At 68.2% G+C, this 25,300-nt stretch carries 29 protein-coding genes; 2 read left to right on the top strand and 27 right to left on the bottom strand.

What is annotated here, in order from left to right; genetic code table 11:
* Positions 1-73 precede the first annotated feature (73 nt).
* Positions 74-877: a transcriptional repressor LexA gene (lexA, locus tag ACO6D6_RS07010; RefSeq protein ID WP_484784429.1), complete on the top strand. Its 804-nt coding sequence runs from the start codon at positions 74-76 to the stop codon at positions 875-877.
* A 114-nt stretch (positions 878-991) separates the two neighbouring features.
* On the opposite strand, the gene ACO6D6_RS07005 is transcribed toward lexA, so the two are convergent.
* The 9 genes from ACO6D6_RS07005 to ACO6D6_RS06965 form a co-directional block, all read right to left on the bottom strand.
* On the bottom strand, positions 992-1,393 hold the full coding sequence (locus tag ACO6D6_RS07005; RefSeq protein WP_484784427.1) for an HIT family protein: 402 nt from the start codon (positions 1,391-1,393) through the stop codon (positions 992-994).
* A gap of 5 nt (positions 1,394-1,398) precedes the next feature.
* On the bottom strand, positions 1,399-2,166 hold the full coding sequence (hisF, locus tag ACO6D6_RS07000) for an imidazole glycerol phosphate synthase subunit HisF (protein WP_484784425.1): 768 nt from the start codon (positions 2,164-2,166) through the stop codon (positions 1,399-1,401).
* Positions 2,166-4,910, bottom strand: coding sequence for a DEAD/DEAH box helicase (locus ACO6D6_RS06995; protein ID WP_484784423.1), 2,745 nt, complete (start codon positions 4,908-4,910; stop codon positions 2,166-2,168). Before ACO6D6_RS06995 ends, hisF begins: the two co-directional genes overlap by 1 nt.
* Before the next feature lie 22 nt (positions 4,911-4,932).
* Positions 4,933-5,847 (bottom strand): diacylglycerol/lipid kinase family protein, encoded by a 915-nt coding sequence (locus tag ACO6D6_RS06990; RefSeq protein ID WP_484784421.1) that lies wholly within the window; start codon positions 5,845-5,847, stop codon positions 4,933-4,935.
* Entirely contained in the window at positions 5,844-6,632 is a 789-nt protein-coding gene (tatC, locus tag ACO6D6_RS06985; RefSeq protein WP_484784420.1) for a twin-arginine translocase subunit TatC, read from the bottom strand. The genes ACO6D6_RS06990 and tatC overlap by 4 nt, the downstream gene beginning before the upstream one ends.
* Positions 6,633-6,724: 92 nt before the next feature.
* A complete protein-coding gene (tatA, locus tag ACO6D6_RS06980) occupies positions 6,725-7,054 on the bottom strand; it encodes a twin-arginine translocase TatA/TatE family subunit (protein ID WP_484784418.1) in 330 nt (109 codons plus the stop codon).
* Between the two features lie 43 nt (positions 7,055-7,097).
* Positions 7,098-7,283, bottom strand: coding sequence for a hypothetical protein (locus ACO6D6_RS06975; protein WP_484784416.1), 186 nt, complete (start codon positions 7,281-7,283; stop codon positions 7,098-7,100).
* Between the two features lies 1 nt (position 7,284).
* On the bottom strand, positions 7,285-8,250 hold the full coding sequence (locus tag ACO6D6_RS06970; protein ID WP_484784414.1) for a helix-turn-helix transcriptional regulator: 966 nt from the start codon (positions 8,248-8,250) through the stop codon (positions 7,285-7,287).
* Positions 8,247-9,176: a helix-turn-helix transcriptional regulator gene (locus ACO6D6_RS06965; RefSeq protein WP_484784412.1), complete on the bottom strand. Its 930-nt coding sequence runs from the start codon at positions 9,174-9,176 to the stop codon at positions 8,247-8,249. The genes ACO6D6_RS06970 and ACO6D6_RS06965 overlap by 4 nt, the downstream gene beginning before the upstream one ends.
* A gap of 65 nt (positions 9,177-9,241) precedes the next feature.
* Between ACO6D6_RS06965 and gluQRS the strand changes: the two genes are divergently transcribed.
* Positions 9,242-10,171: a tRNA glutamyl-Q(34) synthetase GluQRS gene (gene gluQRS, locus ACO6D6_RS06960; RefSeq protein ID WP_484784410.1), complete on the top strand. Its 930-nt coding sequence runs from the start codon at positions 9,242-9,244 to the stop codon at positions 10,169-10,171.
* On the opposite strand, the gene ACO6D6_RS06955 is transcribed toward gluQRS, so the two are convergent.
* The 18 genes from ACO6D6_RS06955 to ACO6D6_RS06870 form a co-directional block, all read right to left on the bottom strand.
* Positions 10,155-11,168 (bottom strand): FKBP-type peptidyl-prolyl cis-trans isomerase, encoded by a 1,014-nt coding sequence (locus ACO6D6_RS06955; RefSeq protein WP_484784408.1) that lies wholly within the window; start codon positions 11,166-11,168, stop codon positions 10,155-10,157. The genes gluQRS and ACO6D6_RS06955 overlap by 17 nt on opposite strands.
* Positions 11,169-11,222: 54 nt before the next feature.
* Positions 11,223-11,957, bottom strand: coding sequence for a pseudouridine synthase (locus ACO6D6_RS06950; protein ID WP_484784406.1), 735 nt, complete (start codon positions 11,955-11,957; stop codon positions 11,223-11,225).
* The gene (gene scpB / locus ACO6D6_RS06945; protein WP_484784404.1) at positions 11,884-12,513 is read right to left on the bottom strand and encodes an SMC-Scp complex subunit ScpB; all 630 of its coding nucleotides are present in this window, start codon (positions 12,511-12,513) and stop codon (positions 11,884-11,886) included. The genes ACO6D6_RS06950 and scpB overlap by 74 nt, the downstream gene beginning before the upstream one ends.
* Positions 12,510-13,334, bottom strand: coding sequence for a segregation and condensation protein A (locus ACO6D6_RS06940; protein WP_484784402.1), 825 nt, complete (start codon positions 13,332-13,334; stop codon positions 12,510-12,512). The genes scpB and ACO6D6_RS06940 overlap by 4 nt, the downstream gene beginning before the upstream one ends.
* Positions 13,331-13,708 (bottom strand): hypothetical protein, encoded by a 378-nt coding sequence (locus tag ACO6D6_RS06935; RefSeq protein WP_484784400.1) that lies wholly within the window; start codon positions 13,706-13,708, stop codon positions 13,331-13,333. The genes ACO6D6_RS06940 and ACO6D6_RS06935 overlap by 4 nt, the downstream gene beginning before the upstream one ends.
* On the bottom strand, positions 13,699-14,625 hold the full coding sequence (locus ACO6D6_RS06930; RefSeq protein ID WP_484784398.1) for a ParA family protein: 927 nt from the start codon (positions 14,623-14,625) through the stop codon (positions 13,699-13,701). The genes ACO6D6_RS06935 and ACO6D6_RS06930 overlap by 10 nt, the downstream gene beginning before the upstream one ends.
* 89 nt (positions 14,626-14,714) lie before the next feature.
* Positions 14,715-15,626: a site-specific tyrosine recombinase XerD gene (locus ACO6D6_RS06925; protein ID WP_484784396.1), complete on the bottom strand. Its 912-nt coding sequence runs from the start codon at positions 15,624-15,626 to the stop codon at positions 14,715-14,717.
* Positions 15,627-16,253, bottom strand: a complete 627-nt coding sequence (locus tag ACO6D6_RS06920) for an NUDIX domain-containing protein (RefSeq protein ID WP_484784395.1) — start codon at positions 16,251-16,253, stop codon at positions 15,627-15,629.
* Positions 16,254-16,304: 51 nt separating this feature from the next.
* The gene (locus ACO6D6_RS06915; protein WP_315566759.1) at positions 16,305-17,237 is read right to left on the bottom strand and encodes an LCP family glycopolymer transferase; all 933 of its coding nucleotides are present in this window, start codon (positions 17,235-17,237) and stop codon (positions 16,305-16,307) included.
* A 19-nt stretch (positions 17,238-17,256) separates the two neighbouring features.
* The gene (locus ACO6D6_RS06910) at positions 17,257-17,979 is read right to left on the bottom strand and encodes a hypothetical protein (protein ID WP_126378514.1); all 723 of its coding nucleotides are present in this window, start codon (positions 17,977-17,979) and stop codon (positions 17,257-17,259) included.
* A 258-nt stretch (positions 17,980-18,237) separates the two neighbouring features.
* Entirely contained in the window at positions 18,238-19,083 is an 846-nt protein-coding gene (locus ACO6D6_RS06905) for a hypothetical protein (protein WP_484784392.1), read from the bottom strand.
* Positions 19,084-19,183: 100 nt separating this feature from the next.
* Positions 19,184-19,753 carry an isochorismatase family protein gene (locus tag ACO6D6_RS06900; protein WP_484784391.1) on the bottom strand — a complete coding sequence of 190 codons (570 nt, stop codon included), beginning with the start codon at positions 19,751-19,753 and terminating at the stop codon, positions 19,184-19,186.
* Positions 19,750-21,441, bottom strand: coding sequence for a DNA repair protein RecN (gene recN, locus ACO6D6_RS06895; protein WP_484784389.1), 1,692 nt, complete (start codon positions 21,439-21,441; stop codon positions 19,750-19,752). Before recN ends, ACO6D6_RS06900 begins: the two co-directional genes overlap by 4 nt.
* Before the next feature lie 2 nt (positions 21,442-21,443).
* Positions 21,444-22,337 carry an NAD kinase gene (locus ACO6D6_RS06890; protein ID WP_484784388.1) on the bottom strand — a complete coding sequence of 298 codons (894 nt, stop codon included), beginning with the start codon at positions 22,335-22,337 and terminating at the stop codon, positions 21,444-21,446.
* Entirely contained in the window at positions 22,337-23,074 is a 738-nt protein-coding gene (locus ACO6D6_RS06885; protein WP_484784386.1) for a TlyA family RNA methyltransferase, read from the bottom strand. The genes ACO6D6_RS06890 and ACO6D6_RS06885 overlap by 1 nt, the downstream gene beginning before the upstream one ends.
* Positions 23,071-23,280, bottom strand: a complete 210-nt coding sequence (locus ACO6D6_RS06880) for a hypothetical protein (RefSeq protein ID WP_484784384.1) — start codon at positions 23,278-23,280, stop codon at positions 23,071-23,073. The genes ACO6D6_RS06885 and ACO6D6_RS06880 overlap by 4 nt, the downstream gene beginning before the upstream one ends.
* Positions 23,277-24,266: an HAD-IIA family hydrolase gene (locus ACO6D6_RS06875; protein ID WP_484784383.1), complete on the bottom strand. Its 990-nt coding sequence runs from the start codon at positions 24,264-24,266 to the stop codon at positions 23,277-23,279. The genes ACO6D6_RS06880 and ACO6D6_RS06875 overlap by 4 nt, the downstream gene beginning before the upstream one ends.
* Positions 24,263-25,132 carry a tetratricopeptide repeat protein gene (locus ACO6D6_RS06870; RefSeq protein WP_484784381.1) on the bottom strand — a complete coding sequence of 290 codons (870 nt, stop codon included), beginning with the start codon at positions 25,130-25,132 and terminating at the stop codon, positions 24,263-24,265. Before ACO6D6_RS06870 ends, ACO6D6_RS06875 begins: the two co-directional genes overlap by 4 nt.
* Positions 25,133-25,300 lie beyond the last annotated feature (168 nt).

Genomic DNA, 25,300 nt, shown 5'->3' with positions numbered 1-25,300 from the left:
CATCGGCACCGACATTTTCGCTCCACGCCGCGATCCTCGAACAAGTGTTCGTATTCTGGGGTAGAATGGCGTCATGGCAGACGAGACCCACGAGGAAACCGCGGAGGCCACCATCATCCGGCTTCCCTCCCGCAAGACTTCGCGCGCAGGGCGTCCCAGCAAGGCACAGGCGGCCGCCGACGTGGCGCGCATAGCCGAACTCTCATCCCCCTCGGGCGGAACCGGCAACCTCACTCCTCGCCAGCAGCTGCTGCTGAAACTGATCCGGGACGCCGTGGAGGCCAACGGCTACCCCCCGAGCATGCGCGAACTGGCCGAGCGCGCCGGTCTCGCCTCGACCTCCTCGGTCGCGTACCAGCTGAAGGTGCTCGAGAAGGCGGGTTTCATCCGCCGCAACCCGAACCGTCCTCGGGCCATGGTGGTGACCCTGCCGGAGAACATCGCCCCCGAGGCACCCGAACCGGAGCTGCCCGACCCCGAACAGACCCACACCTCACGTCCCGAGGCCGTCGAGACGCCCCTGCTGGGCAGGATCGCGGCGGGCGGTCCCATTCTGGCCCAGGAACGGGTGGAGGACGTCTTCTCCCTGCCCAGGCAGCTGGTCGGGAATGGCACCTTCTTCATGCTGGAGGTGCGGGGGGATTCCATGATCGACGCCGCCATCTGCGACGGCGACTGGGTGGTGGTGCGGCAGCAACCCGATGCCGACAACGGTGACATCGTCGCCGCGCTGCTCGACGACGAGGCCACTGTGAAAACCCTGAGTCGCAGGGGCGGCAAGGCCTGGCTGATGCCCCACAACGCCGCCTACTCGCCCATCGACGGCACCGGCGCCCGCATCATGGGCAAGGTGGTGGCGGTCATGCGGCGGGTGTGAGACCGGTTCGGGAGGAAACCTCCTTGGCCGGGCGAGGAGATGCCATCCGCCCGGCGGGTCCAGGCCCTTCTTGATTCCTTGGGAACAGGTGCGGCGCGCCAACCGCACCTGGTGTCATCGCTTCGCGGTGATGCGGGAGTACACCTGGTCCAGGTCCTCGCTGATCGGTCCGCGCATGTTGGAGATACCCGGGTTGTCGGCATAGCGGGGCAGGATGTGGACGTGGAGGTGGAAGACCTCCTGCCCGGAGTCGGCGCCGGCGTTGCTGAGGATGTTGCAGGCGCTGGCACCCAGTTTCTTCTTCAGCAGGTTACCGACCTCCCCGATCGCGGGGGCGATCTCCCCCAGAGCCGTCGGGTCCTCCAGCGCGTCGGTCACGTGGCGGCGCGGAACCACCAGGGTGTGTCCCTGCTGCCATGGGTTGATGTCCAGGAACGCGACGGCGGTTTCGTCCTCGTAAACGAACTTCGAAGGGATCTCGCCCTCGATGATCCGGCAGAACAGGCAATCGCTCATGGTCTTCAGACTCCTCGTACCTCGAAGCCGGCCCGGGCCAACTCCTGCTTGACCTCAACAATAGTGAGCCTCCCGTAGTGGAAGACACTTGCCGCCAGCACCGCGTCCGCGCCCGCGCGGGCGGCCTCGACGAAGTGGGCCGCGGTTCCCGCCCCACCGGAGGCGATCAGCGGCACATCCACGACCGAGCGGACCGCCCGGATCATCTCGATGTCGAAACCGTCGGTGGTGCCGTCGGCGTCCATGGAGTTGAGCAGCACCTCCCCGACCCCCCGGTCGGCGGCCTCCTTCACCCATTCGACGGCATCCCTGCCCGCCGGCCTGCGCCCGCCGTGGGTGGTGACCTCGAACCCGGAGGGTGCCCAACCGGCCCGCCTGGCATCCAGGGACAGCACCAGCACCTGGTTGCCGAATTGCGCCGCGATCTCGTCGATCACCCCCGGATCGGCGAGCGCCCCGGTGTTGATGCCCGCCTTGTCGGCCCCGCAGCGCAGCAGCGCATCCACGTCGGCCACCGACCGCACCCCGCCTCCCACGGTGAGGGGGATGAACACGGTCTCCGCGCACCGGGTCACCATCTCCCGGGTGGTTTCCCGGCCCTGCGTGGATGCGGAGATGTCCAGGAAGGTCAGTTCGTCGGCCCCCTCCGCCCCGTAACGGGCGGCCAGTTCCACCGGGTCCCCGGCGTCCCTGAGGTCGCGGAAATTGACCCCCTTGACCACCCGCCCGTCGTGAACGTCCAGGCAGGGGATCACGCGCAACGCGACTCCCATCAGTCCTCCTCGATATCGGTTTCGACGACCCCACGGCGCATCGCGGCGATCGCCTCCCGGCAGGTGCGGCGCAGGTCCCCGGGGCCCACGGCAGTCGCGATCTGGCCGGCCAGGTCCACGACCTGCCGCACCCAGCGCACGAAGTCACCGGCGGGCAGGCCGCTGATGCGCAGCACCTTCGCCAGTTCCTGGCCGCTGGCCCAGCGCCACACCGCCTCCGCGAAGCCGATGTCGGGTTCGCGTCCCCGGTCGCGGCGGTGGTTGCGTTCCAGCGCCCCGACCTCACGCCACACCGTCCGCAGCGCGGACTGCGCCGCCTCGCTGGCGGCGTCCGGCATCCGCGGGTGCCGTTGGTCGCGACTCGGCCGCGACTCGTAGAGCAGCGACGACAGCACGGCGGCCAGTTGTGGCCCGTTCAGGTCCGCGAACACGTCGCGGCGGATGCACTCGGTGGCGACGAGGTCCAGTTCGTTGTAGATGCGGCGCAGCATCCGCCCCGCATCGCTCAGCTCGTCCCCGTGCAGGTAGCCGAGGTCGGAGAGCACCCCGCAGACCCGGTCGAACTGCACTGCCAGGGAGTTCGCGCGTCCCGTCAGCTCGGCCTCTTTGCGTGTGGCCTCCCGTTCGAGGCGGATGGCTCGTGCGGCTGCGACGGCGTGCAGTTCCCGGTCCTCGCAGCCGTGGCAGGGATGCCGCTTCATCCTGCGCCTCAGCTCCGCGATCCGTTGTGCCTGTTCCTCGTCGGTCGGGGTCGGTTCGAAGACCGGGGTTTCGGGGTCGACGGATTCCAGTTTGGACGACAGGCCCGCCAGGAGTTCCCTGCGCGCCTTGCGGTCCTGCACGGAGAAACGCCGGGGCACCCTGACCCGGGCGACGGGGGTGGGTGCGCCGGGCAGATCGTGGGGTCGTAGCCGCAGCACGGTGTGATCGGCTGCGATGACCTGCACCCACGGCACGGCGTCGCGGCTCTGCTTCTGCCCGATGGCCAGGGCCACGCACCAACCCTGCCTCGGCACCCAGATCACATCCCCGGGCATGAGCTTCGAGATGGCCTCAGCGATGTCGTCGGCGCGCCGGGCCCTGCGGGCGGCCGCGGAGGTGCCCTCCAGCTGGGAGATCTCCTCCCGCAGGGCCGCGTATTCCATGAAATCCCCCAGGTGGCACTCGGCCTCGTCGCGGCTGGCGGCGATTTCGCGGCGGCGGTCGCGGTCCGCACGGCTGGCCTTGACCACGGTCTTGTCGATGGTGAACTGCGCGAACGACTGGTTCAGCACCTCGCGTGCCCGCTCCCGGCCCAGCGACGCGGTCAGGTTGACGGCCATGTTGTAGCTCGGCGCGAAGGAGGAGCGCAGCGGATAGGTGCGCCTCGACGCCAGGCCCGCGACGGCTCGCGGATCCATGCCCGGCTGCCACTGCACGACGGCGTGTCCCTCGACATCGATGCCGCGTCTGCCCGCGCGCCCGGTGAGCTGGGTGTACTCCCCCGGGGTGATGTCCACCACGGCCTCGCCGTTGTACTTGACCAGCTTCTCCAGCACGACGGTCCGGGCGGGCATGTTGATGCCGAGCGCCAGGGTTTCGGTGGCGAAAACCAGTTTGCAGGCCCCAGTGGCGAACCCCTCCTCCACGATCGCCTTGAAGGCGGGCAGCTGCCCGGCGTGGTGGGCGGCGATCCCCGCGCAGAGGGCACTCCGGAAGTCCTCGTAGCCGAGCGCGTCCAGATCGGCGACCGACAATCCGCTGACGTGCCGGTCGGCGATCTCCCCGAGAAGGGCGGCCTCGTCGCGGGTGGTCAGGTTAACCCCTGCGGTGAGCAGCTGCTCGACGGCGGCGTCGCATCCGGCGCGGCTGAAGATGAACCAGATCGCGGGCAGCAGCCGGGCCCTCTCCAGGACCCGCGCCACCTCGGCCCGCGAGGTGCGGCGCCCCGCGAACCGCGGATGGACATCGCCACCGAAGGAACCGGAGCCGTGGGGTCTCTTCCCCCGGCCGGAACGCCCGCGGGGTCGCCGGGAGTCGTCGCGCACCCGGGTGGCCTCGGCGCGGGAAACCTTCAGCAGTTCCCGGTTCACCTTCGCGACCCGCTCGCCGGGCAGTTCCTTGGCGGTCGGGGCGACGCCCTCGAACAGGTCCACCAGTTTCGTTCCCACCAGCACATGCTGGTACAGGGGGACGGGACGTCTCTCGGAGACCACCACCTCGAAACTTCCCCGCACGGTTCGCAGCCAGTCTCCGAAGTCCTCCACGTTGCTGACGGTCGCCGACAGCGCCGTGATCTGCACCCGGGGGGCCAGCCCGAGGATGACCTCCTCCCACACGGCGCCTCGGAACCGGTCGGCCAGGTAGTGCACCTCGTCCATGACGACGTGGTCCAGGTTGTTCAGTCCAGTCGAGGAGGCGTAGATCATGTTGCGCAGCACCTCGGTGGTCATCACCACAACCTGGGCGTCGCCGTTGACCGAGGAATCGCCCGTCAACAACCCCACCCGGTCCGCGCCGTGCCGCGCCACGAGGTCGTGGTATTTCTGGTTGCTCAGCGCCTTGATCGGGGTGGTGTAGAAGCATCGCGTGCCGGTCTCCAGGGCCAGCCACACGGCGAACTCCCCCACCACCGTCTTGCCCGCCCCGGTGGGTGCTGCCACCAGCACCCCCGACCCCGAGGCCAAGGCCTCGCAGCCGGCGATCTGGTAGTCGTCGAGCGGAAAGGAGTAGAGCGCGGCGAAGCGCTGCACCTGATCGGTCACCGCCCCAAGGTAGCAGGGTGCCTCAGGCGACGAAGACCCTGAGCACTCCCGGCACGCACTCGACACGCACGGGCACCTCGCCCAGTTCCTCGCCATCACCCATCACGAACAGCCCCTCACCGGCCAGTTCGATGCTGCGTGCCGGGAACTGTTCCACGCAGGGGTGTTTGACGAAGGTCCCGGAATACATGGCGGGCAGCAGTCTGAGCAGGGTGGTCCGCGATACCGGGCCGACCACCGTGACGTCGAGGAGACCGTCGGTGGGGTCGGCCTGGGGGGCGATGCGCATGCCACCGCCGAAGATTCCCGTGTTGGAGACCGCGACCAGCATCGCCTCCTGGCGGCGGCGCACCCCGTCGATGATCATGTCGTAGTGCAGCGGGGAGAAGGAGGCCAGCTCCCGCATGGCGATGTAGCCGTAGCTGAGGGCCCCCAGCCGCAGCCTGATGTGGTTGGTGGAGCGGTTCACCCGGGCGTCGTAGCCGGTGGAGACCACCGCTCCCACGTAACGCCGGGGGAAGGTGTCGTTGGAGATGTGGGCCAGGTCGACGGTGCGGGTCTGGCCCGCGACGATCACCCCGACGGCCTCGTCCACGGTGCGGGGCACACCGACGCCGCGCGCGAAGTCATTGCCGGTTCCCGCGGGGATCAACCCGAGGGTCGCCTGGGTGCCCGCCGCGGCGTTGAGCCCGAGATGGGCCATGCCGTCTCCGCCCATCACCAGCAGCGCATCCCCGGGGCGGGCCTCCATGGCTGCGGTGCGGGTCAGTTTCTCGGCCTCGGTCCACGAGTTGGAGGAGATGATGTGCAGTTCCGCGGTGGGAATCTGTTCGCGGAGCCTGCGCGCCACCTTGGGCAGCATGCGGCCAGCGCGTCCCCCGCCTGAGCGCTCGTTGACCACCAGGGTCAGCAGGCGCGGTTTCGCCAGTTGCTTCACTTGCCGTCATCCACGTCTATGTTGAATTGCTCCTCCTCCGCGGCGACGATGCCCTTGCGTTTGTCGAGGCCGCGGCAGACCAGCTCGGAGAGGTAGAACAGCAGTGTCATGGGGACCGCCATGCAGAGCATGGTGAACGGATCGGTCGACGGGGTGGCGATCGCGGCCAGCACGAAAGAACCGAAGAACACACCCTTGCGCCACTTCTTGAGCTGGTGGCCACGCACCACATTGAGCAGGTTGAGGGCCACCACGATCACGGGCAGCAGGAAGGACGCCCCGAAGATGAGGATGACCTTCAACTCCAGGGTCACGAACTCCCCCATGTCCTGGTAATTCATGATCCCCAGGTCTTGCGGTGTGAAGCTCAGCATGACCGCTATGCCCTTGGGCCAAACCCAGTAGCCCATGGCGCAGCCCGCCAGGAACAGCGGGATTCCCGCCGCCATGAAGTACAGCACGTACTTCTTCTCCTTGGCGAGCAGGCCGGGGGCCACGAAGGCCCAGATCTGATAGAGCCACACGGGGATGGTGATGATCAGACCGCAGACGATCAGGATCACCACTCCTAGGGTGAAGGGCCCGGTCACCCCGGTGTTGGCGAGCTGGAGGTTCGCCTCGGGATTCGCTGCCTTCACGTCCGCCCTCGCGACGTTGTACGGCTCCATGATGAACAGCACCAGCGGCTGGTAGAAGAAGGCGCATCCGATGGCCGCCAGGACCAGCGCCAGGGCCGAGATCGTGACGCGGTAGCGGATCTCACGGAGGTGGTCACCCAGCGACATGCTGCCGTCCGGGGACTCCTTCTTGGGCGGGCGGAACCAGCTGGACCGACGCGGTTTCGCCTCAGCACGACTGGCGTCGGGACTCAATGTGATCAGTTCCCCGTCTCGGTTTCACGGGCGCGGAGCGCAGCCTCCCGGGCCTTCAACTCGGCTTCCTTGAGGGCCTGCTCACGGGCCTCCAGCTCTCGCTGGCGACGTTCCAGGTCCGCGGCCCTCTCGTCGACGATCTCCGCCTCAACCACCTCGGGTTCGGAGGATTTGTCCTTGTCCTGGTCGGGGGAATCGGCTGACTTGACCTCCTCCTTGAACTCCCGGATGGAGCGCCCGACTCCCTTCCCGAGCCCCGCCAGGCGGGAGCCACCGAACAGCAGCAGGGCGACGAGCAGGATGATCAGAAGTTCCGGGAGACCGATATTCGGCATAGTGCAGTTACCTCGTTTTGGATTCGTTCGTTTCCTGTGAAGCTTACTCGTGGTGCTTGTGGGGCAGCTGGATGCTCGCTGTGAGCTCCTTCAACTGCTCGCGACGTTCCTCCAACGCTCGTGTCTCCACCAGAACGTCGTCAATTTTGTTCCGAACCCCGATGGCGAGCACCACCAGGACCACCACCCCGGCCGCCGCCAGACAGCCGAGAACGATTACCCAGATCACACTACGCGATCGTACCCGACCCGGTCGGCGGATCCGGTCTGGTTTCCTCGTGACCGTATGCGCGAAGCGCCTCCCAGGCCCGTTCCGCGGCCTCGGTGACGGCCTCACCGTCGCTGACGATCACCACGTCCTCACCGAGCCGCAGCAGCAGCGACACCAACCAGTCGCGGCTGCCGACGGGAAGCACCACCTTCAACCCGGTCACATCGGACTCGACCGAATGGGTCGGGTAGTACTCGGGCACCCAGGCCGCCCCGGGCCCGAGGGACATCTCCACCCTGCGTTCGGAATCGGCGAACCAGGATCCCGTGGCCTCCTCCAGGCCCTCCCGCTGCGGGGATGTCTCTTCAAGCATCACGACTGCGCGGATCCGGTCCATGCGGAAACTACGCCAGGCGTCCCGCAGCCGGGACCAGGCGTCGAGATAGGTGATGCCGTCCACCACCCTGAGGCGGGCGGGTTCCACCTCCACCACGGCCCGCCCCCCGGTGCCCTCATGCTCTATCCGCACCACCCGGCGTTCCTCGCAGGCCCGGGTCAGGACGCGGCGGATCTCCTCGTCCCCCGCGGTCAGGGTGACCTCGATCCCGGTTCCCGCCTGCCCGCAGGCCTCGCTGAGTTTCGCCCTGGCGCTGGCGGCCGCTTCGGATCCGAGCTCGACGAGCGCTCCCAGCGCCACCATGAGGCTCGCCGCCTGGACCGCGGTCAGGGTCATGGGACGGGCCAGCACGTCGGAGTTGTACAGGTAGATCTCCCCGTCGGCCCGGACCCCCTCGATGTCGATGTCGAACAGGTCGTCGGTCAGTCCCCCGGGCAGCCCGCAGAACTGGATCACCTCCAGGTCCCGCAGGATCACGGCGGGGGTGGTCCGGAAGTCACGGGCCACCTCAGTCACCGTCACCCCGGGGTTCTGGGTGAGGTAGGGCACCAGCTGGATGAGACGCTGCACCTGATCCGTTGATCTCACCGGGCCCACCTCCCCGCGACCGCCCGGAGCCGGGCAACCACATCGTCCACCAGTTCCTCCGGCGCCAAGGCGATGGCATCCGCCCCCAGCGCGCAGATCTCGCCGACGAGCACCGGCGTCAACGGCAGCTCGTAGACCTCGAAACCCTCAGGGTCACCGGCCATCGGCGCGGCCAGCCGGCCGTTGCGGACCAGGTCGTGCCCGCACCCGGGGCGCAGGGCGACCCTGGCCGCGGGACGCTGCTCCGCCGAGGCGAATTCGATGACCACCTTGTCCGGTGGTTCGTAGGCGGCGCTCTCCCCGACCGCCCGGGGTGGGGCAGTGACCCGGGACAGCTTGAAGTGGCGGCGTTCCGCGCGGTCGATGTCCAGTCCGATCACGTACCAGTGCCCGCGGCGCTGCACGATCCGCCACGGCTGAAGCCTGCGGGGTTCGTCGCGGTATCCGAAACGCACCTCGCGCCGGTCCCGCAGCGCCTCCCACCAGATGTCGAGGCCCTCGATCGCGGTGAGCTGCGGCTGCAGGGTCAGCAACCGGGCGGCGTCCGGATCTGCCCCGGCGGCCCGCAGCGTGGCGAGCGCCACCCGGGTGTCGTCGGCTGCGACGCTGTCCTGCCACACGCGGGCGGCGGCTCCCAGAGCGGCCAGCTCGTCCGTGGTGAAGGAGATGGGCGGAAGTTCGAAGGCGGAGCGATCCACCCGGTAGCCGGGTTCTCCTCCCTCGGAGTCGTGGGAACCCGTCTCCACGGGAACCCCGATGCTCCGCAGCTCGGCCTTGTCCCGTTCGAAGGTGCGCTCGAAGTTCTGGTCATCCAGCCCGCGATACCCCTCGATTACCTGCCGGATGCGGTCACGCCCCACCCAGCCTCGGGTGCTGAGCAGCATGATCAGCAGATTCAGCAGCCTCTCCGATTTGCTTGCCGACATCGCACCTCCCTGGTGGCCTGGTGGGTTAGAGGGTACCGGGGACTGCGCCCCGCAACAATGGGGGTATGCCGATCGTCGACCGTTACGCCCCCTCCCCGACCTCCGATCTGCACCTCGGGAACCTGCGCACAGCGCTTGCCGGATGGCTGCTGACCCGGTGGGAGAACGGACGCTGGTTGCTGCGCATCGAGGACCTGGACGAGGCCCGGGTGAGAGCGGCCGGAGGGGCTGCTGCCCGGCAGCTGTCCGACCTCCGGAGGTTGGGAATGGCCTGGGACGGCGAGATCGTGACCCAGTCCGAACGGTTGGACGCCCACCGTGACGCCCTCGCCCGGCTGCGGGACCGCACCTACGAGTGTTTCTGCACGCGCAAGGAGATCGAACAGGCCGCATCCGCCCCGCACGGCGAGGGTCATCGCCCCTATCCGGGTACCTGCGCGCGGCTCTCCGAGGCCGAGCGGGTGCGGCGCAGGCGGCAGCGCCCTGCCGCGATCCGCATCCGCGCCGAGGGCGCCCGGTTCACCGTGACCGATCGTTTCGCGGGCGAGGTTACAGGTGTCGTCGATGATTTCGTGCTGGTGCGGGGCGACGGGGTGCCGGCGTACAACTTCGCGGCCGTGGTCGACGACCTGTACCAGGGGGTGAACCGGATCACCCGGGGAGCTGATCTCCTCGGTTCGGCGCCCCGCCAGGCCTGGCTGGCGACTCTGCTCGGCGGCCGGCCGCCGAGCTATGCACACATCGGTCTGGTCACCAATCCCGATGGGAAGCGCCTGGCGAAACGCGACGGGGCGGTCACCCTGGCCGACCTGCTGGCCCTGGGTTGGCGAATCCCCGAGGTTGTGGCCGAGCTGACGGACTCGCTCGGGCTCGGACGCCACGAGACGCCGGAAGGGGCCCTGGCCGTGATGCCGGAGCCCCTTCCCGATGCTTTCTGTGCCCCCGTCACCTGGACGGGAAATGGTTTCGTCGACTCGGCTACGACGCGGCCTTGACGTCCAGGACGTCGATCACGTAGACGACACCCTCACCGACCTCCAGTCCCTTGCTGGGCTCGCCGTTGGGGTACGAGTCCGCGGCGGGCACGACGAGCATCACCCGCGATCCCGCGGTCTGCCCCAGCAGGCCCGTCTTCCAGCCGTTGATGAGGGTCGAGAGCTTGCCGGTCTGGGGCCCCTGCCAACCGTCCATGATCAGTTTCCCGGATTTCGCCCCCCAGACCCGGTATTTCACCGAGATGGTGGAATTGGCCTCGATCGCCGTGCCGGCTCCCTTTATGAGGGGTTGCACCACCAGCTGTTCGGCGTTGACACCACCCTCCGGGAACGTCAACTCCGGTTTGCCTTCGGTCACGGTCACCGTGGGCAGCCCCGCCGCCGGTGTCACGGCCTCTCCCGTCGCCTCATCGTAGGAGGCGGAGACGATGTCGACGACGAACACCAGGGAATCGCCCGCCTGGATACCGGCCTGGGGATTGCCCTGGGCGTAGCCATCGGCCCCGGTCATGCCGATCAGCACCCTGGAACCGACCTTCTGCCCGGTGAGACCGTTCTTGAATCCTGTGATGACCCCGTCCATCGAGAAGGTGGCCGCCTGCCCCCTCTGGAAGGAGCTGTCGAACACTGCCCCGGTGCGTCCGTTGACACCGACGTAGTTGACGGTGACCGTGGAGGCCGCACCCACGACCTGGGTGTTGCTGCTGTCGCGCAGCACCTTCGTCTGGGTGCTGTTGATGGCCCACGGCGCGGGAACCGTGATCTCGGGCGTATCCGCGTCGGAGACGGTGATGGCGTCGAGGTTCTCCGAGGGGGTGATGTTTCCCGTGGGAAGCGGGGCCGGGGACGAAGCGGCATCGCTCGGGGACGCGGCGGGTGTTGTCGCCGCATCATCCGTGTTCCCCCCGGCGGGCTCGGTGCCCGTATCACCGGAGCAGGCCGTCAGGGCCAGAGCGGACAGCGCGGCGGCGGCGAGGGCCGTCCGTGCTCGGGTCATCACTTCACTCAAACGCACCCAGCAGATGTTACCCCAGACCGGTTGCCACGCTCCTCACATGCCCACCAGGTCGAGCAGCGCCCCCAGCTCCTCGCGGGTCAGTTCGCGGGTGGTCCCGACCGCGAGCTGCCCGAGCCGGACGGGGCCGATGCCGGTGCGCGCCAGCCGGTCCACCGGGTGGCCCACGGAATCCATCATGCGCCTGACGATGCGGTTGCGACCCTCGTGGAGGGTGATCGCCAGCAGCGAACGCGACTCACCGCGCGAGAGCAGCTTGACCCGATCGGGTTTGACGGGACCGTCATCGAGTCGCAGGCCCTTCTCCAGGCGCTGAACGGTCCGCTGGTCCACGACGCCGGCGACCTCCGCCACGTAGGTCTTCGGAACCTCGAAGCTGGGATGGGAGAGCCGGTGCGCGAATTCGCCGTCGTTGGTCAGCAGGATCAGGCCCTCGGTGTCGGTGTCGAGGCGCCCGATGTGGAACAGCCGTTCCGATTTCCGCGGCAGATAGTCCGCCAGGGTGCGCCTGCCCTCCGGGTCGTCCATGGTGGAGACCACCCCGCGAGGTTTGTTCAACACCAGGTAGCGGTGCCTGCGCGGCGGGGGGATGCGGGCCCCGTCGACCCGGATGGTGTCACGTTCCGGATCCACCCGGCGTCCCTGCTCGGAGACCACCTTGCCGTTGACCTCCACGCGTCCCTCGGAGATCAGGATCTCACTGGCCCGTCGCGACGCCACCCCGGCCGCCGCCAGCACCTTCTGCAGGCGGATGCCCTCCGGCTCTGTCATGTTGCTCCTCGATTCCCGATGCTGCGCGAAGTTCGGCCTCCAAGGCTACGGCGTCGGGCAGCAGCGGCGCCAAGTCCGGCAGCTCGTCCAGCGAGTCGAGCCCCAGTTTCTGCAGGAACAGTGATGTGGTGGCGAAGGTCATGGCCCCATTCGGTTCCTCCCCCGCCTCGGTGATCAGGCCGTGGGCCAGCAGGGTTCGGACGACGCCGTCGACATTGACACCCCGCACCCCGGAGACCCGGCCGCGGGTGACGGGCTGGAGGTAGGCGATGACGGCGAGGGTTTCCAGGGCCGCCTGGCTGAGCCGGGCCCGGGTTTCCGCGACCACAGCGGCCTCCAGCACCTCGGCGAGATCCGGGGCGGTGGCCAGGCGCCATCCCCCCGCGACGCGGCGCAACTCGAAGCCCCGTTCGGTTTCCTGGTAGAACCGGGCCAGCTGTTCCAGTTCCGCCACCACATCGTGTTCCGGCACCCCCAGCTGGGCCGCCAGGTCGGCGGGGGGAACGGGATCGGTGGCCATGATCAGCAGCGCCTCTACGGCGCGGGCAACGTTCACGTCTGCTCCTCGGGTTCGTATTCGTCCACGACGATTCCCGTGGTCGCCCCACCCGACCAGCGGATGCTGAGCTCCGCGAGCGGACCGGCCTGTTCGAAACTGACCCGTCCGGCACGGAACAGCTCGAGGACCGCCAGGAATCGCACGACGGTGGTCAACCGGTCACAACCCGCCACCAGGGACCGGAAGGTGAGCTGCCCCTTCCCGGCCAGCAGCCGGGCGACGATCCCGGTCTGCTCCACGACACTGACGCGGCTGCCGTGCAGGTGGGTGAGCTGCACGGCCGGCGCCGGTTTCGGGGTCAACGCGCGGGCGGCCAGCCGGGCCAGGTCCTCGGGACCGACCGGCAGCTCGACCTGGACCAGGACGCCTCGGAATCGTTCCTCCAACCCGCCGGGACGCCAGTGCTGATGGCCAGCCGCGGCGATGGTTCCCTCCACCCAGGCGGCCAGCTGTTTGAAGGCCCGGTACTGGAGCAGCCGGGCGAACAACAGATCCCGGGCCTCCAGGGCCGCCAGGTCCTCGGGATCGGTCACCTCACCGCCCGGCAGCAACCGGGCCGCCTTCAGATCCAGGAGGGTGGCGGCAACCACCAGGAAGGAGCTGGTCTGCTCCAGTCCCAAGACGTCACCGGCGGCGCGGACATGGGCGATGAACTCGTCGGTGACCTGACTCAACGCCACCCGGGTGACGTCCAGCTCCCGGCGGGAGATGAGCTGGAGCAGCAGGTCGAACGGCCCCTCGAAGTTCTCCAGGTGAACATCGAACCCGGGGGTGGTCTGCGGTGTCTCCTCGGCGCGGGCACGAGGTCGTCGACTCACTTCCGGTTGAGCTCCGTCACCACCACCGACTCGGCGCCGTTCTCGGCCAGGTCGAGCAGTGCCAGGGCGACGGCGGTTCGCACCAGGCGTCCCCGGTCCAGGTTGATGCCGTGCCGCCGTTTCAGTTCCAGCGTGGCGTCCTCCAGCGCGAACAGCTCCTCGGAGGAGAAATAGACCGTTATCTTCTGGTCGTGCTTGACCCGGCCCGTCGCCACGGGCCGGGACGGTTTCCGCCGCTCCGGTTGTTTGGGTTTCCCGGTTTGTTCCGGTTCCTGTTGCGGGGTCTGAGTGGCCGGGGTCACCGGTTCCGGGGCCTTTGTGGGACGGAACAGTTCGCTCGCCCCGGGCAGGCTCGCCCTCTTGTTCACCGGCACTTCCGCAGCACCTCTCGCGCCAGCATCCGGTAGGCGTCGGCTCCCTTGGAGGCCGACGCATAGGTGGTGATGGGTTCACCGGCGACGGTGGTCTCGGGGAATTTCACGGTGCGCCGGATGACGGTGTGGAAGACGTCGTCACCGAAGGCCTGGACGACTCGTTCCAGCACCTCTCGGGAGTGGAGGGTCCGCCCGTCGTACATGGTGCCGAGGATACCGAGGATCTTCAGGTTCGGGTTGATGCGGTCGGAAACCTTGGAGATGGTATCGGTCAGCAACGCGATGCCACGCAGAGCGAAGAACTCGCACTCCAGCGGCATGATCACGTAGTCGCTGGCGGTCAGGGCGTTTATGGTCAGCAGTCCGAGGCTGGGGGCGCAGTCGACGAGGATGAAGTCGTACTCGCTGCGCAGCGGCTCCAGCAGCCGACTGAGGGTCTGTTCGCGCGCCACCTCGCTGACGAGCTGCACCTCGGCGGCGGACAGGTCGATGTTGCTGGGGAGGATGTCCATCCCCTCGACGGAGGTGGGTTGGATCACCTCGTCCGCCGTGTAATCGCGAGAGAGCAGAAGGTTGTAGACGCTGTGTTCCAGGGTGTGGGGGTTGACTCCGAGCCCGACGGACAGCGATCCCTGCGGGTCGAAGTCGACCAGCAGCACCTTGTGGCCGAGTTCCACCAGCGCGGCCCCCAGGTTGATGGTGGTGGTGGTTTTGCCGACCCCGCCCTTCTGGTTGCACATCGAGATGATGACGGCGTGCATGTCCCGGCCGGGCGCGGGTGGCGCGGGTACGGGTAGATCCGGCATGGGCCGCCCGGTGGGCCCGAGTTCCTCGGGAAGGGTTGACTCCGCGGGAGCGTCGGGAACCTTGAACAGCTCGTCGGCCACTTCGCCTCCTAAAAATGTCGACAAGTCCATCCTAGCGAGGCCGGAGCTGCCACGCTCGCGATTCGGGGCTCGCGCCGGTGAAGGGTTCCCGTCCGGTTCGAGCGGTGGCTCCTCACACCTCACCTCGCCCGCGGGTGCGCCTCCAGGTAGACCTCGCGGAGACGGTCCACGGTCACGAGAGTGTAGATCTGGGTGGTGGCCACCGATGCGTGGCCGAGCAGTTCCTGCACCACCCGCACATCGGCGCCGCCCTCGAGGAGATGGGTGGCGTAGCTGTGCCGCAGCGAGTGGGGAGATACCTCCGTCCCGATTCCGGCTGCCCTGGCGCACCGGGAGACGACGATGAACGCCGAGTTGCGCGACAGGCGCCTCCCGAGGGTGTTCAGCAGCAGCGCTCCCCCGCCGTCGCCCTTGACCGCGAGGCCCGGGCGGGCCCGCACCAGGTATGCGTCGAGAACCTCTCGCGCGAAGCTGCCGAGGGGAACCACCCGTTCCTTCCCGCCCTTGCCCTTGAGCCTCAACCCCGCGCCCTCGTCCGCCATGGCCGCGGTGGCGTCGTCGACGTCGAGTCCTGTGATCTCCGAGATCCGGGCTCCCGTGCCGTAGAGCAGCTCCAGCAGGGTGGCGTCCCGCAGTCCGATGGGGTCCTCCCGGTCGGGGGTGGCCAGCAGCCTCTCGATCTCGGCGATGCTGAGCGCCTTGGGAAGTCGTTTGCCCAGCTTGGGAACCCGGATCTCGGAGGCGGGGTTCTCGGAGGTCATTTTCTCCTCGTGGGCGAATGCGTGGAGGTTCCGCACGCTGACGAGGGCCCGCGCCACCGAGGCCCCCTTGAGTTCCGCGGCCAGTTCACGGACGTGTTCGCTGATCTCCACGGCGCTCACCTCCCCCAGGTCGGTCACGCCCCGGTCAGCGAGGAAAGCGAGGTAGCGTTCCAGGTCGCGGCGATAGGCGGCCACGGTGTTGGCACGCAGTCCCCGTTCCACCCGAACGTGTGCCAGGTACTGCTCCAGCGCATCCTGGGCGGCGCTCACTCAGCGACCGGCCCTGATCGGCCAGGGCGCATCGGCGGGACGCAGCTGGCCGATGCGGCCGGACAGCCTGGCGGTTTCGAGGGCGAGGATTCCCGCCACCAGCGTTGGGGACTGGCACTGCCCCGCCAGTACCGCCGCCACCAGGTCCGCGCGCGGAACCCATTCGGAACGCATGTGCGCCTCCTCACCCTCCAGGACGAACCCGTCCGGGCGGGATGCGTCCCTGGGGTCGCGGGCCAGGTAGATCCGCAGCGATTCTTCGCAGGCCCCCGGGGTGGTGGTGATGTCCACCAGCACGTTCCAGCGCCCGGCGGCCAGTTCGGCCTCCTCCGCGAGTTCCCGCCGCGCCGCCGCCACGTGGTCCTCGCCGGCCATGTCGAGCAGCCCGGCCGGGATCTCCACCAGTTCGTACCTCACGGGGTGCCGGTACTGGCGCACCACCGCTATGGTGTCGTGTTCCTCATCCCAGCAGACCACCGCCACCGCGCCGGGATGGGTCAGGTACTGGCGTGTGATGACCTCCCCGGAGGGGGTGGCTATGGTCTCGTCGACGAACGCGGAAACGCGCCCTCTCCCCAGCTCGACTCGTTTCCTGACCTCCCACGCGACGGGTCGATCCCAGCTCATCCGGTTCCTCCTGGCTGCTGTCCTGGTGCGGTGTCATCCGTCCCGCACCCATCAGACGCTACAGCCACCTGCCAGTCCGGTTTCGGCCAGGGCGGCGCGGGTCTGGTCGTTGACCGTTGCTACCCAGTCGTCGGCGTCCCTGCCGCCCTCGACGGGAATGCGGGCGAAATCACCCGGCAGGTCACGGAACCCGGCCAGGTCCAGCAGGGATGTGCCGTCGCTGAGTGAGGTTTCCGGCAGCGTCCTCCAGGCCAGCGAGTAGAGGGTCACGGGGTTGCGTGGCAGCCGCCCCTGCAAGGCCCGGAACACCTCGCCGCCGCGTCGCTGCCGCCCCGCTGCACCCTCGGGATCGGCGGTCCAGGTGCCGTCGACGAGGATCTCCCCCTGCCTGCTGCGCACGAAACCGAGCGCCGTACGCCCGTCGAGCCGCTGGGTTCCCGCGGGCAGGTCTATGTGCGCGTGTTCGTCCCGCAAAGGGTGCTCCAAAGTGACGTCCACTCCCCCGACCGCGTCGACGAGGGTGACGAATCCGCGCAGGTTCACCACGACCACGTGATCCACGGGCATGGCGAGGCTGCGGCACAGGCCGTCCACGAAGGCCTGCGGGCCGCGCAGCCAGCTGGTGGCCAGGCGGTCGTATTCGTTGGGGGCGACCTCGACGACAAGGTCGCGGGGAATGCTCGCGGCGCGGATCTGTCCTCCCTGCCGGTGCAGGGCAAGGATCAGGTCGGCGCGGGCACCGTGTTCGTCGCCGAGCTCACCGAAGTCGGTGGTGCCCTCGGGTGCCAGGGAGCGGTCGTCGATCCCGACCACCAGGAGGGTTCGCCCGTCGTCCCGCGATGCGTGGAGCCTCACGTCCAGGCGGTTCGCCCGGGCATTCAGCAGCGCCCCCGCGGTGACCAGGCCGACCACCACCGCGAGGATCAGCACCCCGGGTTTCCAGATCCACCCGGGAACGGCAAACCGCCCCGGGCCTTCCGGCACGGGGCGGTTGCTGGTCGGATCAGATTGCGGCACCGGTGCGAGGCAGACCGGGCTTGTTCTTCTTCCCGCCGTTGTCTCCGGGCTGGCCACTCTTCTTCAGGTCGTCCTTGTTGACGATCGTGACGTTGGCCAGGCCAACCTCGTTGTCGTTCTTGACGACGACGTAGTGGCTGCTGCCGGGGGTCACGTCGCCGCTGAGGACTGCGTTCAGCTGGGCGGAACCGTCAGCGGCAACGGTGGTCTTGCCGAGCGGGTAGGGCTTGGAGTAGAGCGTGACATCGAGCTCCTGGCCGGCGGTGAAACCGGTGGCTCCAACCGTGATGTTCCCGCCGGGAGCGGCCTTGCGAGCCACGCCGTCGCCGGTGACGGTGACCTGCGGGCCGACGGCCTTGGTCAGGTCAACGGTGATGGTGGTGTTGGTGGACTGGTCCTGGTAATCGAAGCAGGTCAGCGACGTCGGGGTCTGCCCCTGGGTGCTGGTGATCATGTACCCGAACTCGGACGGCTGGTCCTTCAGGTTGATGGTCTCGGTCTTCCAGTCGCCGACCTTGATGACCGCCTTCGCGGTGTGCTCGGGGCACTTGGCCGCGAGATAGGCCGAGGAATCGCCCTGGGCGGTGTTGACGGCACGGACCGTCAGCGAAGGCGCGACGCCGTCATCGGCGGAGGCCTGGTTGATCCCGGTGAACCCGGCGAAGGCCAAGGTCAAGGCGGCTGCCCCGGCAAGGACACGCTTCTTCATTTATCTTCCCCTCTGTTTCGCGCGGCCCAGTGCCGCGCACGCGACTTACGCTATACCATTGATGGCCCATTCGGATAGCCGAAAGGTCACCTCAACAGACGCCACCTGCCGCGGTCACCCTTGCTCCGCGCCGGGCAAAGCCGTCCCCCGGATGCGGGCGGTCCGGTGCGATCTCTACCGCGTGCCGGGACACCACTGCCACACCGCCCCGTCTTTAACGCGGTTCACAAGGGGTTTTACCGGAGATGAAACCGCCGGTCAGTGTCCCGTCCGGGGCAGGCCGGGTTTTAGCGCCACCCGTTTCGCCGGCATCTGCCCACCGGTTTTCCACGCCTTTCCCCGCTGCTCGCTCCCGGATTGTGCGGATCCCTCAGTGGCGGAGGCATCATTCTTCGCCCCGGATTTGTTCTTCAGGATGAAAGAGAAAATCGCCTGCTGCGCATTCTTGGCCCGGACCGTCAGGTGATGCTTTCCGGGCGTGGCATCATCGGGAATCTTCGCATTCAAGTCAGCGCTGCCGTCCTGGTTCGTGGTGCCGGTCCCGATCCTGACGGGCCTGGAGTGCATGTACACCTCGAAACCTTGATTCGGTGCGAATCCCTTGAGGGAGACCTTGATCGTCCCGCCGGGCTGGAAGTCCTGCTGGTCGCTCGTGGCGGTAATGGTTGGTTCGGTCGGTTTGTCCGCGTCGACCTCGACGCCGTTGGTCACCACCTCCCCCTCCGAGTGGATGCAGGCCGCCACCACGTACTGCTGGCCCGTGGCGTCGTAGATGTGTTCAAAGGTGCCGTCGCTCTCCAGCGTCACGTCCACCTCCCTGTCGGCCTCCGGGGTCTCGCTCGTTCCCTCCGGGCCCCCGGTCTCGGCCGTTCTCTCCCCGACGGCCTCCGGCAGCGGTGCCTTCTCGGAGAAGAAATGCAGGACCGCCTTGGACGCGTTGCCGCCGCACCGCCCTCCGAGCCACACCGGGGATGTGCCGTCCGTCCTGGCCCCGACGGCGTGCAGGTTCAAGATCGCAGCTCCCTCGGCCCGCGCCGCGGGGGCTGTCAGTGTGCCCAACCCGAGCCCCAAGACCGAAATACCGACCAGGATCCGTTTCCTCATGCCCGTTCCTCCCGGGTGCGCGCACCCGGGCGCACCCGGCAGGAAAGGCTATCCGAAAGTTAAGGTCCGCCACAAACGGGCCGGTGACGGGGACGACCGGTCATTCCCCGGATCTGCGCACCCGCAGACCCGCCACGCCCCACTCTTTCACGAGATCCACCAGGGAATCAGGATGCACCGCAACCGTGAGGTCGGTCAGGACAGTGGTGTCGAAACCGGTCGCCGCGGCGTCACGGGCCGTGGCATTGACGCAGTAGTCGGCGGCTATCCCGCAGACATCGACCTCGGTGACGCCGCGTTTCCTCAGGAAATCCGCCAAGGATTCGCCTGTGGCCTCGTCGGTTCCTTCGAAACCGGAGTAGGCGGCCTCGTTGCGTCCCTTCAGGAAAAGACCGTCCCACCTTGTGAAGACCAGCCCGGGATGCTGCTGCGCACCGGGGGTACCCGCGACGCAGTGCGGGGGCCAGGAGTCCTTGAAGTCCGGGGAGTCGCTGAAGTGCCCACCCGGATCCACGTGGTGGTCCCGGGTGGCGACCACCACGTCGTAGCCGTGATCGGTCGACAGCAGCCGGTTGATTTGCACGGCCACCTCCGCACCTCCGGTCACTGCGAGTGCCCCTCCCTCGCAGAAATCACGTTGCACGTCGACGACTATCAATGCACGAATCATTCTGAACCACTCCATCCGGTGCGTGCGCTCCTGATCAATTCCTCCGCATGCCTCAGTCCGGCGTCGGAGTCCCCACTACCGCTCATCATACGAGCCAGTTCGGCGGCGCGTTCCTCCTCACCGAGGGGGGTGACGTCCGAGGTCGTGACCTGCCCGTCACTGGACTTGGCGATCACGAAATGCTGATCCGCGAACGCCGCCACCTGCGCCAAGTGGGTCACCACGATCACCTGGCCGTCCGCGGCGAGCCGTTTGAGTCTTCTGCCGATCTCCAGGCCGACGACCCCACCGACCCCGGCGTCCACCTCGTCGAAGACGAAGGTGTGTCCCGGGGACTGGCCCGCGAGCACCACCTCGAGTGCCAGCCGGACCCGGGAGAGTTCCCCGCCGGAGGCGACCTTTCCCAGCGGGCCGGGGGCGGAACCGGGATTGGCGGTGAACACCAGCTCGATCCGGTCCGCGCCGTGAGGGCCGCGCGGGGCCTCTGTGACGGCGAATTCCAGCCTGGCGTGCGGCATCGCCAAGGCCTTCAGCTCGGCGGACGCGAGTTCCGCGAACCTGCCCGCGGCCTCCCTGCGGACCCGGGAGATCCCGGCCGCCGCGGCATCGAGGGCATCGTCGAGAGCCGAGGCCCGTTCGCGCAGCTTCTCTATCCGGTCGTCGGCCCCGTCGAGTTCAGCCAGCCGCTCGGTTGCCCGCCCCGCCCATTCGAGCACCTCCGCGATGTCGTTTCCGTACTTGCGGGTCAGGTTCGCGAGCTGGCCGCGGCGATCTGCGACGGCCTCCTGCCTGATCGGGTCGGCGACGAGGTCCGCGGCATGGCTGGCGAGGTCCTGGGCGAGGTCCGTGAGCAGGTAGTTCGTCTCGGTGAGGCGCCGCGCCAGATCCATGGCCTCCGGGTCGCGTTCGGCCAGCGTTTCAAGGGCCTTGCGTGCGGCCCCGACCAGCCCGAGCGCGTTCGGGGCGTCGAGGTCCTCCTCCGAACCGCTCAATGCCGTGCGTGCGGTCATCGCCAAGGCCTTGAGGTCGTCCGCATCGGCCAGGCGAACCGCCTCCGCGGCCAGGGCCTCGTCCTCCCCCTCCCGGGGGTTCACGGCCGCGATCTCCTCCAACCCGAACCGCAGCACATCGATTTCCCGGGCCCGGTTCATCGCATCGGCCTCGAGTTCCGCCAGCTCCTCGGTGATCCGGCGGTGCTCCGCGAAGTCGCGGCGGTAATCCTCCAGCGCAGCCGGTGCCGCGAAGGCGTCGAGCAGCTCCCGTTGCCTCTCCGGGGTGGAGAGCCGGGTCTGTTCGGACTGGCCGTGGATCGTCGCCAGGTCGGTCAGCAGGCCGGCCACGGTGGAAACCGGGACCTGCGCCCCACCGACCGTGGCGCGGGAACGCCCTTGGGAGGAGATCTGCCGGAGGGTGACGAGCTCCACCCCGTCGTCGAGGTCACCCCCGAGGGCCTCGACCGCCTCGGCCGTGTTTCCTCCGACCTCCCAACGCCCCTGCACGAGCGCCCTGTCCTGCCCGTTCCTGACCAGCGAGGCGTCGGCCCGGGCCCCCAGCAGCAGACCCAGCCCCGCGACGATCATCGTTTTGCCGGCGCCGGTCTCACCCGTCAGCGCGGTGAGTCCGGGCCCCAGCGGCAGGACGGCCTCCGCCACCACCCCGAGTGAATTCAGACGAAGTTCTGTCAGCATGTTCACCTCCGGGGTGGGCGTCGCCAGCCGTCGATCGGCAGCTTGAACTTCCGCACCAGCCTCGTCGTGAAGGGCTGCTCGGACAGCCGGGCCAGGCGCAGTGGATGCCCGCTGGCCCTGACCGCCACCCGCTGCCCGGGCCCCACGTCGAAGCTGCGCCTGCCGTCGCACCAGATGATGCCCTGCGGCACGGGACCGCCCAGCTCAAGGGAGACGTGCGAGTCGGGAGAGAGCACCATGGACCTGTTGAACAGGGCATGGGCGGACAGGGGCACCAGCAGGATCGCCTGCACCTCGGGCCACACGACGGGCCCACCACCGGAGAACGCGTAGGCGGTGGAGCCGGTGGGTGTGGCCACCAACACCCCGTCACATCCCCACCGGGAGAGCGGATGGGCGTCGACGTGCACGAGGACGTTCAGCATCTTCTCTCGCATCAGTTTCTCCAGCGACACCTCGTTGACGGCGAACGAGGACCACAGAACCTTCCCGGAGGGGCTGGTCACCTCAACCTGCAGGACCAGGCGCTGTTCGGTTTCGTAGCGCCCGTCGATCACCGCCTGCGGCAACGAGGTGAGGTCCGAGGTCTCCAGCTCGGCCAGGAAACCGACGTGCCCGAGATTGACCCCCAGCAGCGGGACATCCAGGGGCTGGGCCCATTCCGCGGCCCGCAGAAGGGTGCCATCCCCCCCGAAGACGACCGCCAGCTCCGCCGGTTTCCCGTCGATGGGCTCGAGATCCACTCCGGGCACGAGCTCCCTCAGGCGGTCAACGTCATCGGAGAAACTCAAGAACCTGAAGCCGGGCATCTGACCCATGAAAACTGTTGCCGCTTCCAGGGCCTCGGGGCGTTCCGGGTGCAGCAGCACGGCGACGGTTCGGGTTTCCACGGTCATCAAGGGTAATAAGCGCCGCGAATCGAGCACAATCGGATGAAGAACTCCTGATTGCCGCCGACACCGGGCAACCGGCTGGACCCGCGCCAGTCGCAACCCCACCCGAGGGCGCGGGCGGTTTCCACCACAGCTTCCACGGCTTCCTCACGCAGCCGGGGATCACGAACCACCCCGCCAGCGCCGAGACGTCCCCGCCCCACCTCGAACTGCGGCTTCACCAGCAGCAACGCCACCCCCTCGGGGCGGAGAACCCCCAGCAGCGAAGGTAGAAGGAGTTTCAGGGAGATGAAGGAGACATCTCCGACCACGACGTCAACGGGTTCACCGTCCAGATCGGCGAGGGTGAGATCGCGCAGGTTCAGCCCCTCCCGGACCCGCACGCGCGGATCGGAACGGATCGGTTCCGCCAGTTGATCATGTCCGACGTCGACGGCGTAGACCCGTTCCGCGCCGTGCTCCAACACCACCTGCGTGAATCCCCCGGTGGAGGCCCCCGCATCGAGCACGCGCCCGTGCAGGCGGGTTCCGGAATCCGCGATCGCGCCCAGGAGTTTGTGGGCGGCGCGGGAAACCCATTTCTCGGGATCGGCGAAGATCTCGGTCGTGGCGTTCACGTTCATCGCGGCTTTCCGCACGACGACCCCGGCCACCCTGACCCGCCCCTCCGTGACCATCCGGGTGGCCTGGGTGCGGGAACGCGCCAGGCCGCGGGCAACGAGTGCCTGGTCCAGCCTCACCGGTTCGTCCCGGACCCGGGTTCCTCCCGCTGCCCCGGCCCGGGTCTGAGGGCCTCCACGAGCACCTGGTGTGCCGCCTCCAGGCGTGCGAGGGCGTCATCGACCGGCAGCTCCCCGAGTTCGTCGTCACCGGGCAGGGCCTCCTCTATCGCCTGCAGGCGTTGAACATCGCCCGGGGCGGCGTCGCGGGGGGTGGGGTTCGTCATCGCAGCAGGTCCAGTCTCGCCAGCAGGTCGGCGCCCTCGGCGTTGAACCGCCAGATGGCGTGCAGCACGCACCACAGCAGGTCGAGTTGTCCTTCGATGTCATCCGGCACGACATCCGCGACAACCCTGCCGTCTATCATCCACGCCTCCGCCGCTCCGCAGCGGAACCCGTTCCCGACGGGCTCCGCCTCGCGAGCCGGCGCCAGCAGGGCCGAGATGTCGTAACCGATGTGGGTGGGGCGGCCGATGGGGTCGGCCTCGGCGAGGTCGTACTTGCCGTGCGCCCCCGTGAACACGAAGAGCGAGTCCATGCGGACGTTTCCCGCGCCGACGATGTCCGTGTCGATTCGGTCACCGACGAAGATCGGGTGCCGCGCCCCGAGACGCAGCACGGTCTCGTCGAGGAGCGGCCGGAACGGTTTGCCCGCCATCGGCGGCCGGAACCCGACGCAATCCGCTATCAGATCCACCTGCGCGCCGCAGCCCGGCAGGATTCCGCGCTCGGTCGGGCGGGTCTGGTCCGGGTTCGTGGCGAACCACGCCGCTCCCCTCTGGACGGCGATGGCGCCGAGCTCCAACAGGCTCCAGGGAAGCTGCGGATGATAGCCCTGCACGACGGCAACCGGGTTCTCCTCCAGGGTCGAGACCGGAACGAAACCACCCTCTGCTAGCTGGGAGGCGAGCGCTTCGGTTCCGACCACCAGCACCTTCGCCCCCACCGGAAGCTCCCCGCGGAGCATGCGCACCGTGGCCTGGGTCGAGTTGACCACATCCGAGTCGTCGGCCTGGATCCCGAGTTCCCGCAGATGCTCGGCAACAGCGGCGGGGGTGCGTGCCGCGTTGTTGGTGACGAAACCCAACCGGGTTCCCACCTCACGCAACTTCGCCAAGGATCTCGTCACCCCGTCGATGGCGTTCGGACCGAGGTAGACCACCCCGTCGAGATCGAACAGGGCGGCGTCGTAGCTCGATACGAGCGCCTTCACTCCCGGCTCCCGTCTATCTCCGCGAGCACCTCGGCGATTTCCTCCTCCGGACTGACCAGGTCGATCACCTGGGTTTCTATCGCGTCCTCCATGTCAACCACTTCGGTTTTCTCTTCAACCGTTTCGGGTTTCTCCTCGGGATTTGGCTCCAGGTCGAAGTCCTCGGGCAGGGTGATGCCGTCCAGAGCGGCGAGCCGCTCCGTGACCTCGAGCTGGTTCTCAGGATCCATCCGGGCCACGGACTCGAACCATTCCCGGGCCGCGTCGAGCCGGCCTTCACGCTCCAACAGGTCTGCGTAGGCGTAACGCAGGCGTGCCTGCCCGAGTTTCGGGCCGATCCGGTGGGATATTGCCGCTTTCAGCAGCCGCATTGCCTCGCCGTTTTGCCCGAGGTCGCTGCGGATCCCCGCCTCGACGAGGATGCATTCGATGCGGAGCCCCAGTTTCTTGGTGCCGGGGTCCAGGCTCGCCAGCAGTTCGAGCGCCTCGTGATGCCTTCCCAGGGCGCGTTCGCAGTCCGCGAGCACCGGCAGGAGTTCGTCTCCCCCGTTCATTCTTCTGATGGCCCGGAACTCCCGCAGGGCGATGTCGTAGTGGCCGGACACGTAGGCCGTTTCGGCGGCGGCCTCCCGGACCACCGGCAGGCGCCCGGCGCGCCTCCGAGCGGCCTCCGCGTGCCGGTAGGCAAGTTCCGGGTCGACGTCCAGCAGCTCCCCTGCGGCGAGGATGTGGGCCCCCACCGTGTTGGCCAGGTCCTTCGGGAGACTTTTCAGCTCTGCACGCACGCTGGTTGGCAGCATCGACTCGTCAAAGTTCTCGGGTGTGGGGGGTTCGTTCTGCGCCGGGGCCGTTCCCGGTTTCGGCACATGTCGTTCCCTTTCCTCACCGAGGGTTTCTCCTCGGGAACCGCCCCGCCGATCTCGGGGATCGCGTCGTCCGTCCCGGGAATCGCGTCGTCCGTCCCGGGAGTCACGTCGCTCGTCTCGGGAGTCACGTCGTCCGTCTCGGGAGTCACGTCGTCCGTCTCGGGAGTC

The sequence above is a fragment of the Arachnia sp. genome (genome assembly GCF_057238465.1).
The sequence above is the reverse complement of the archived record's forward strand: the minus strand, read 5'-3'. Positions and strand labels throughout refer to the sequence as shown.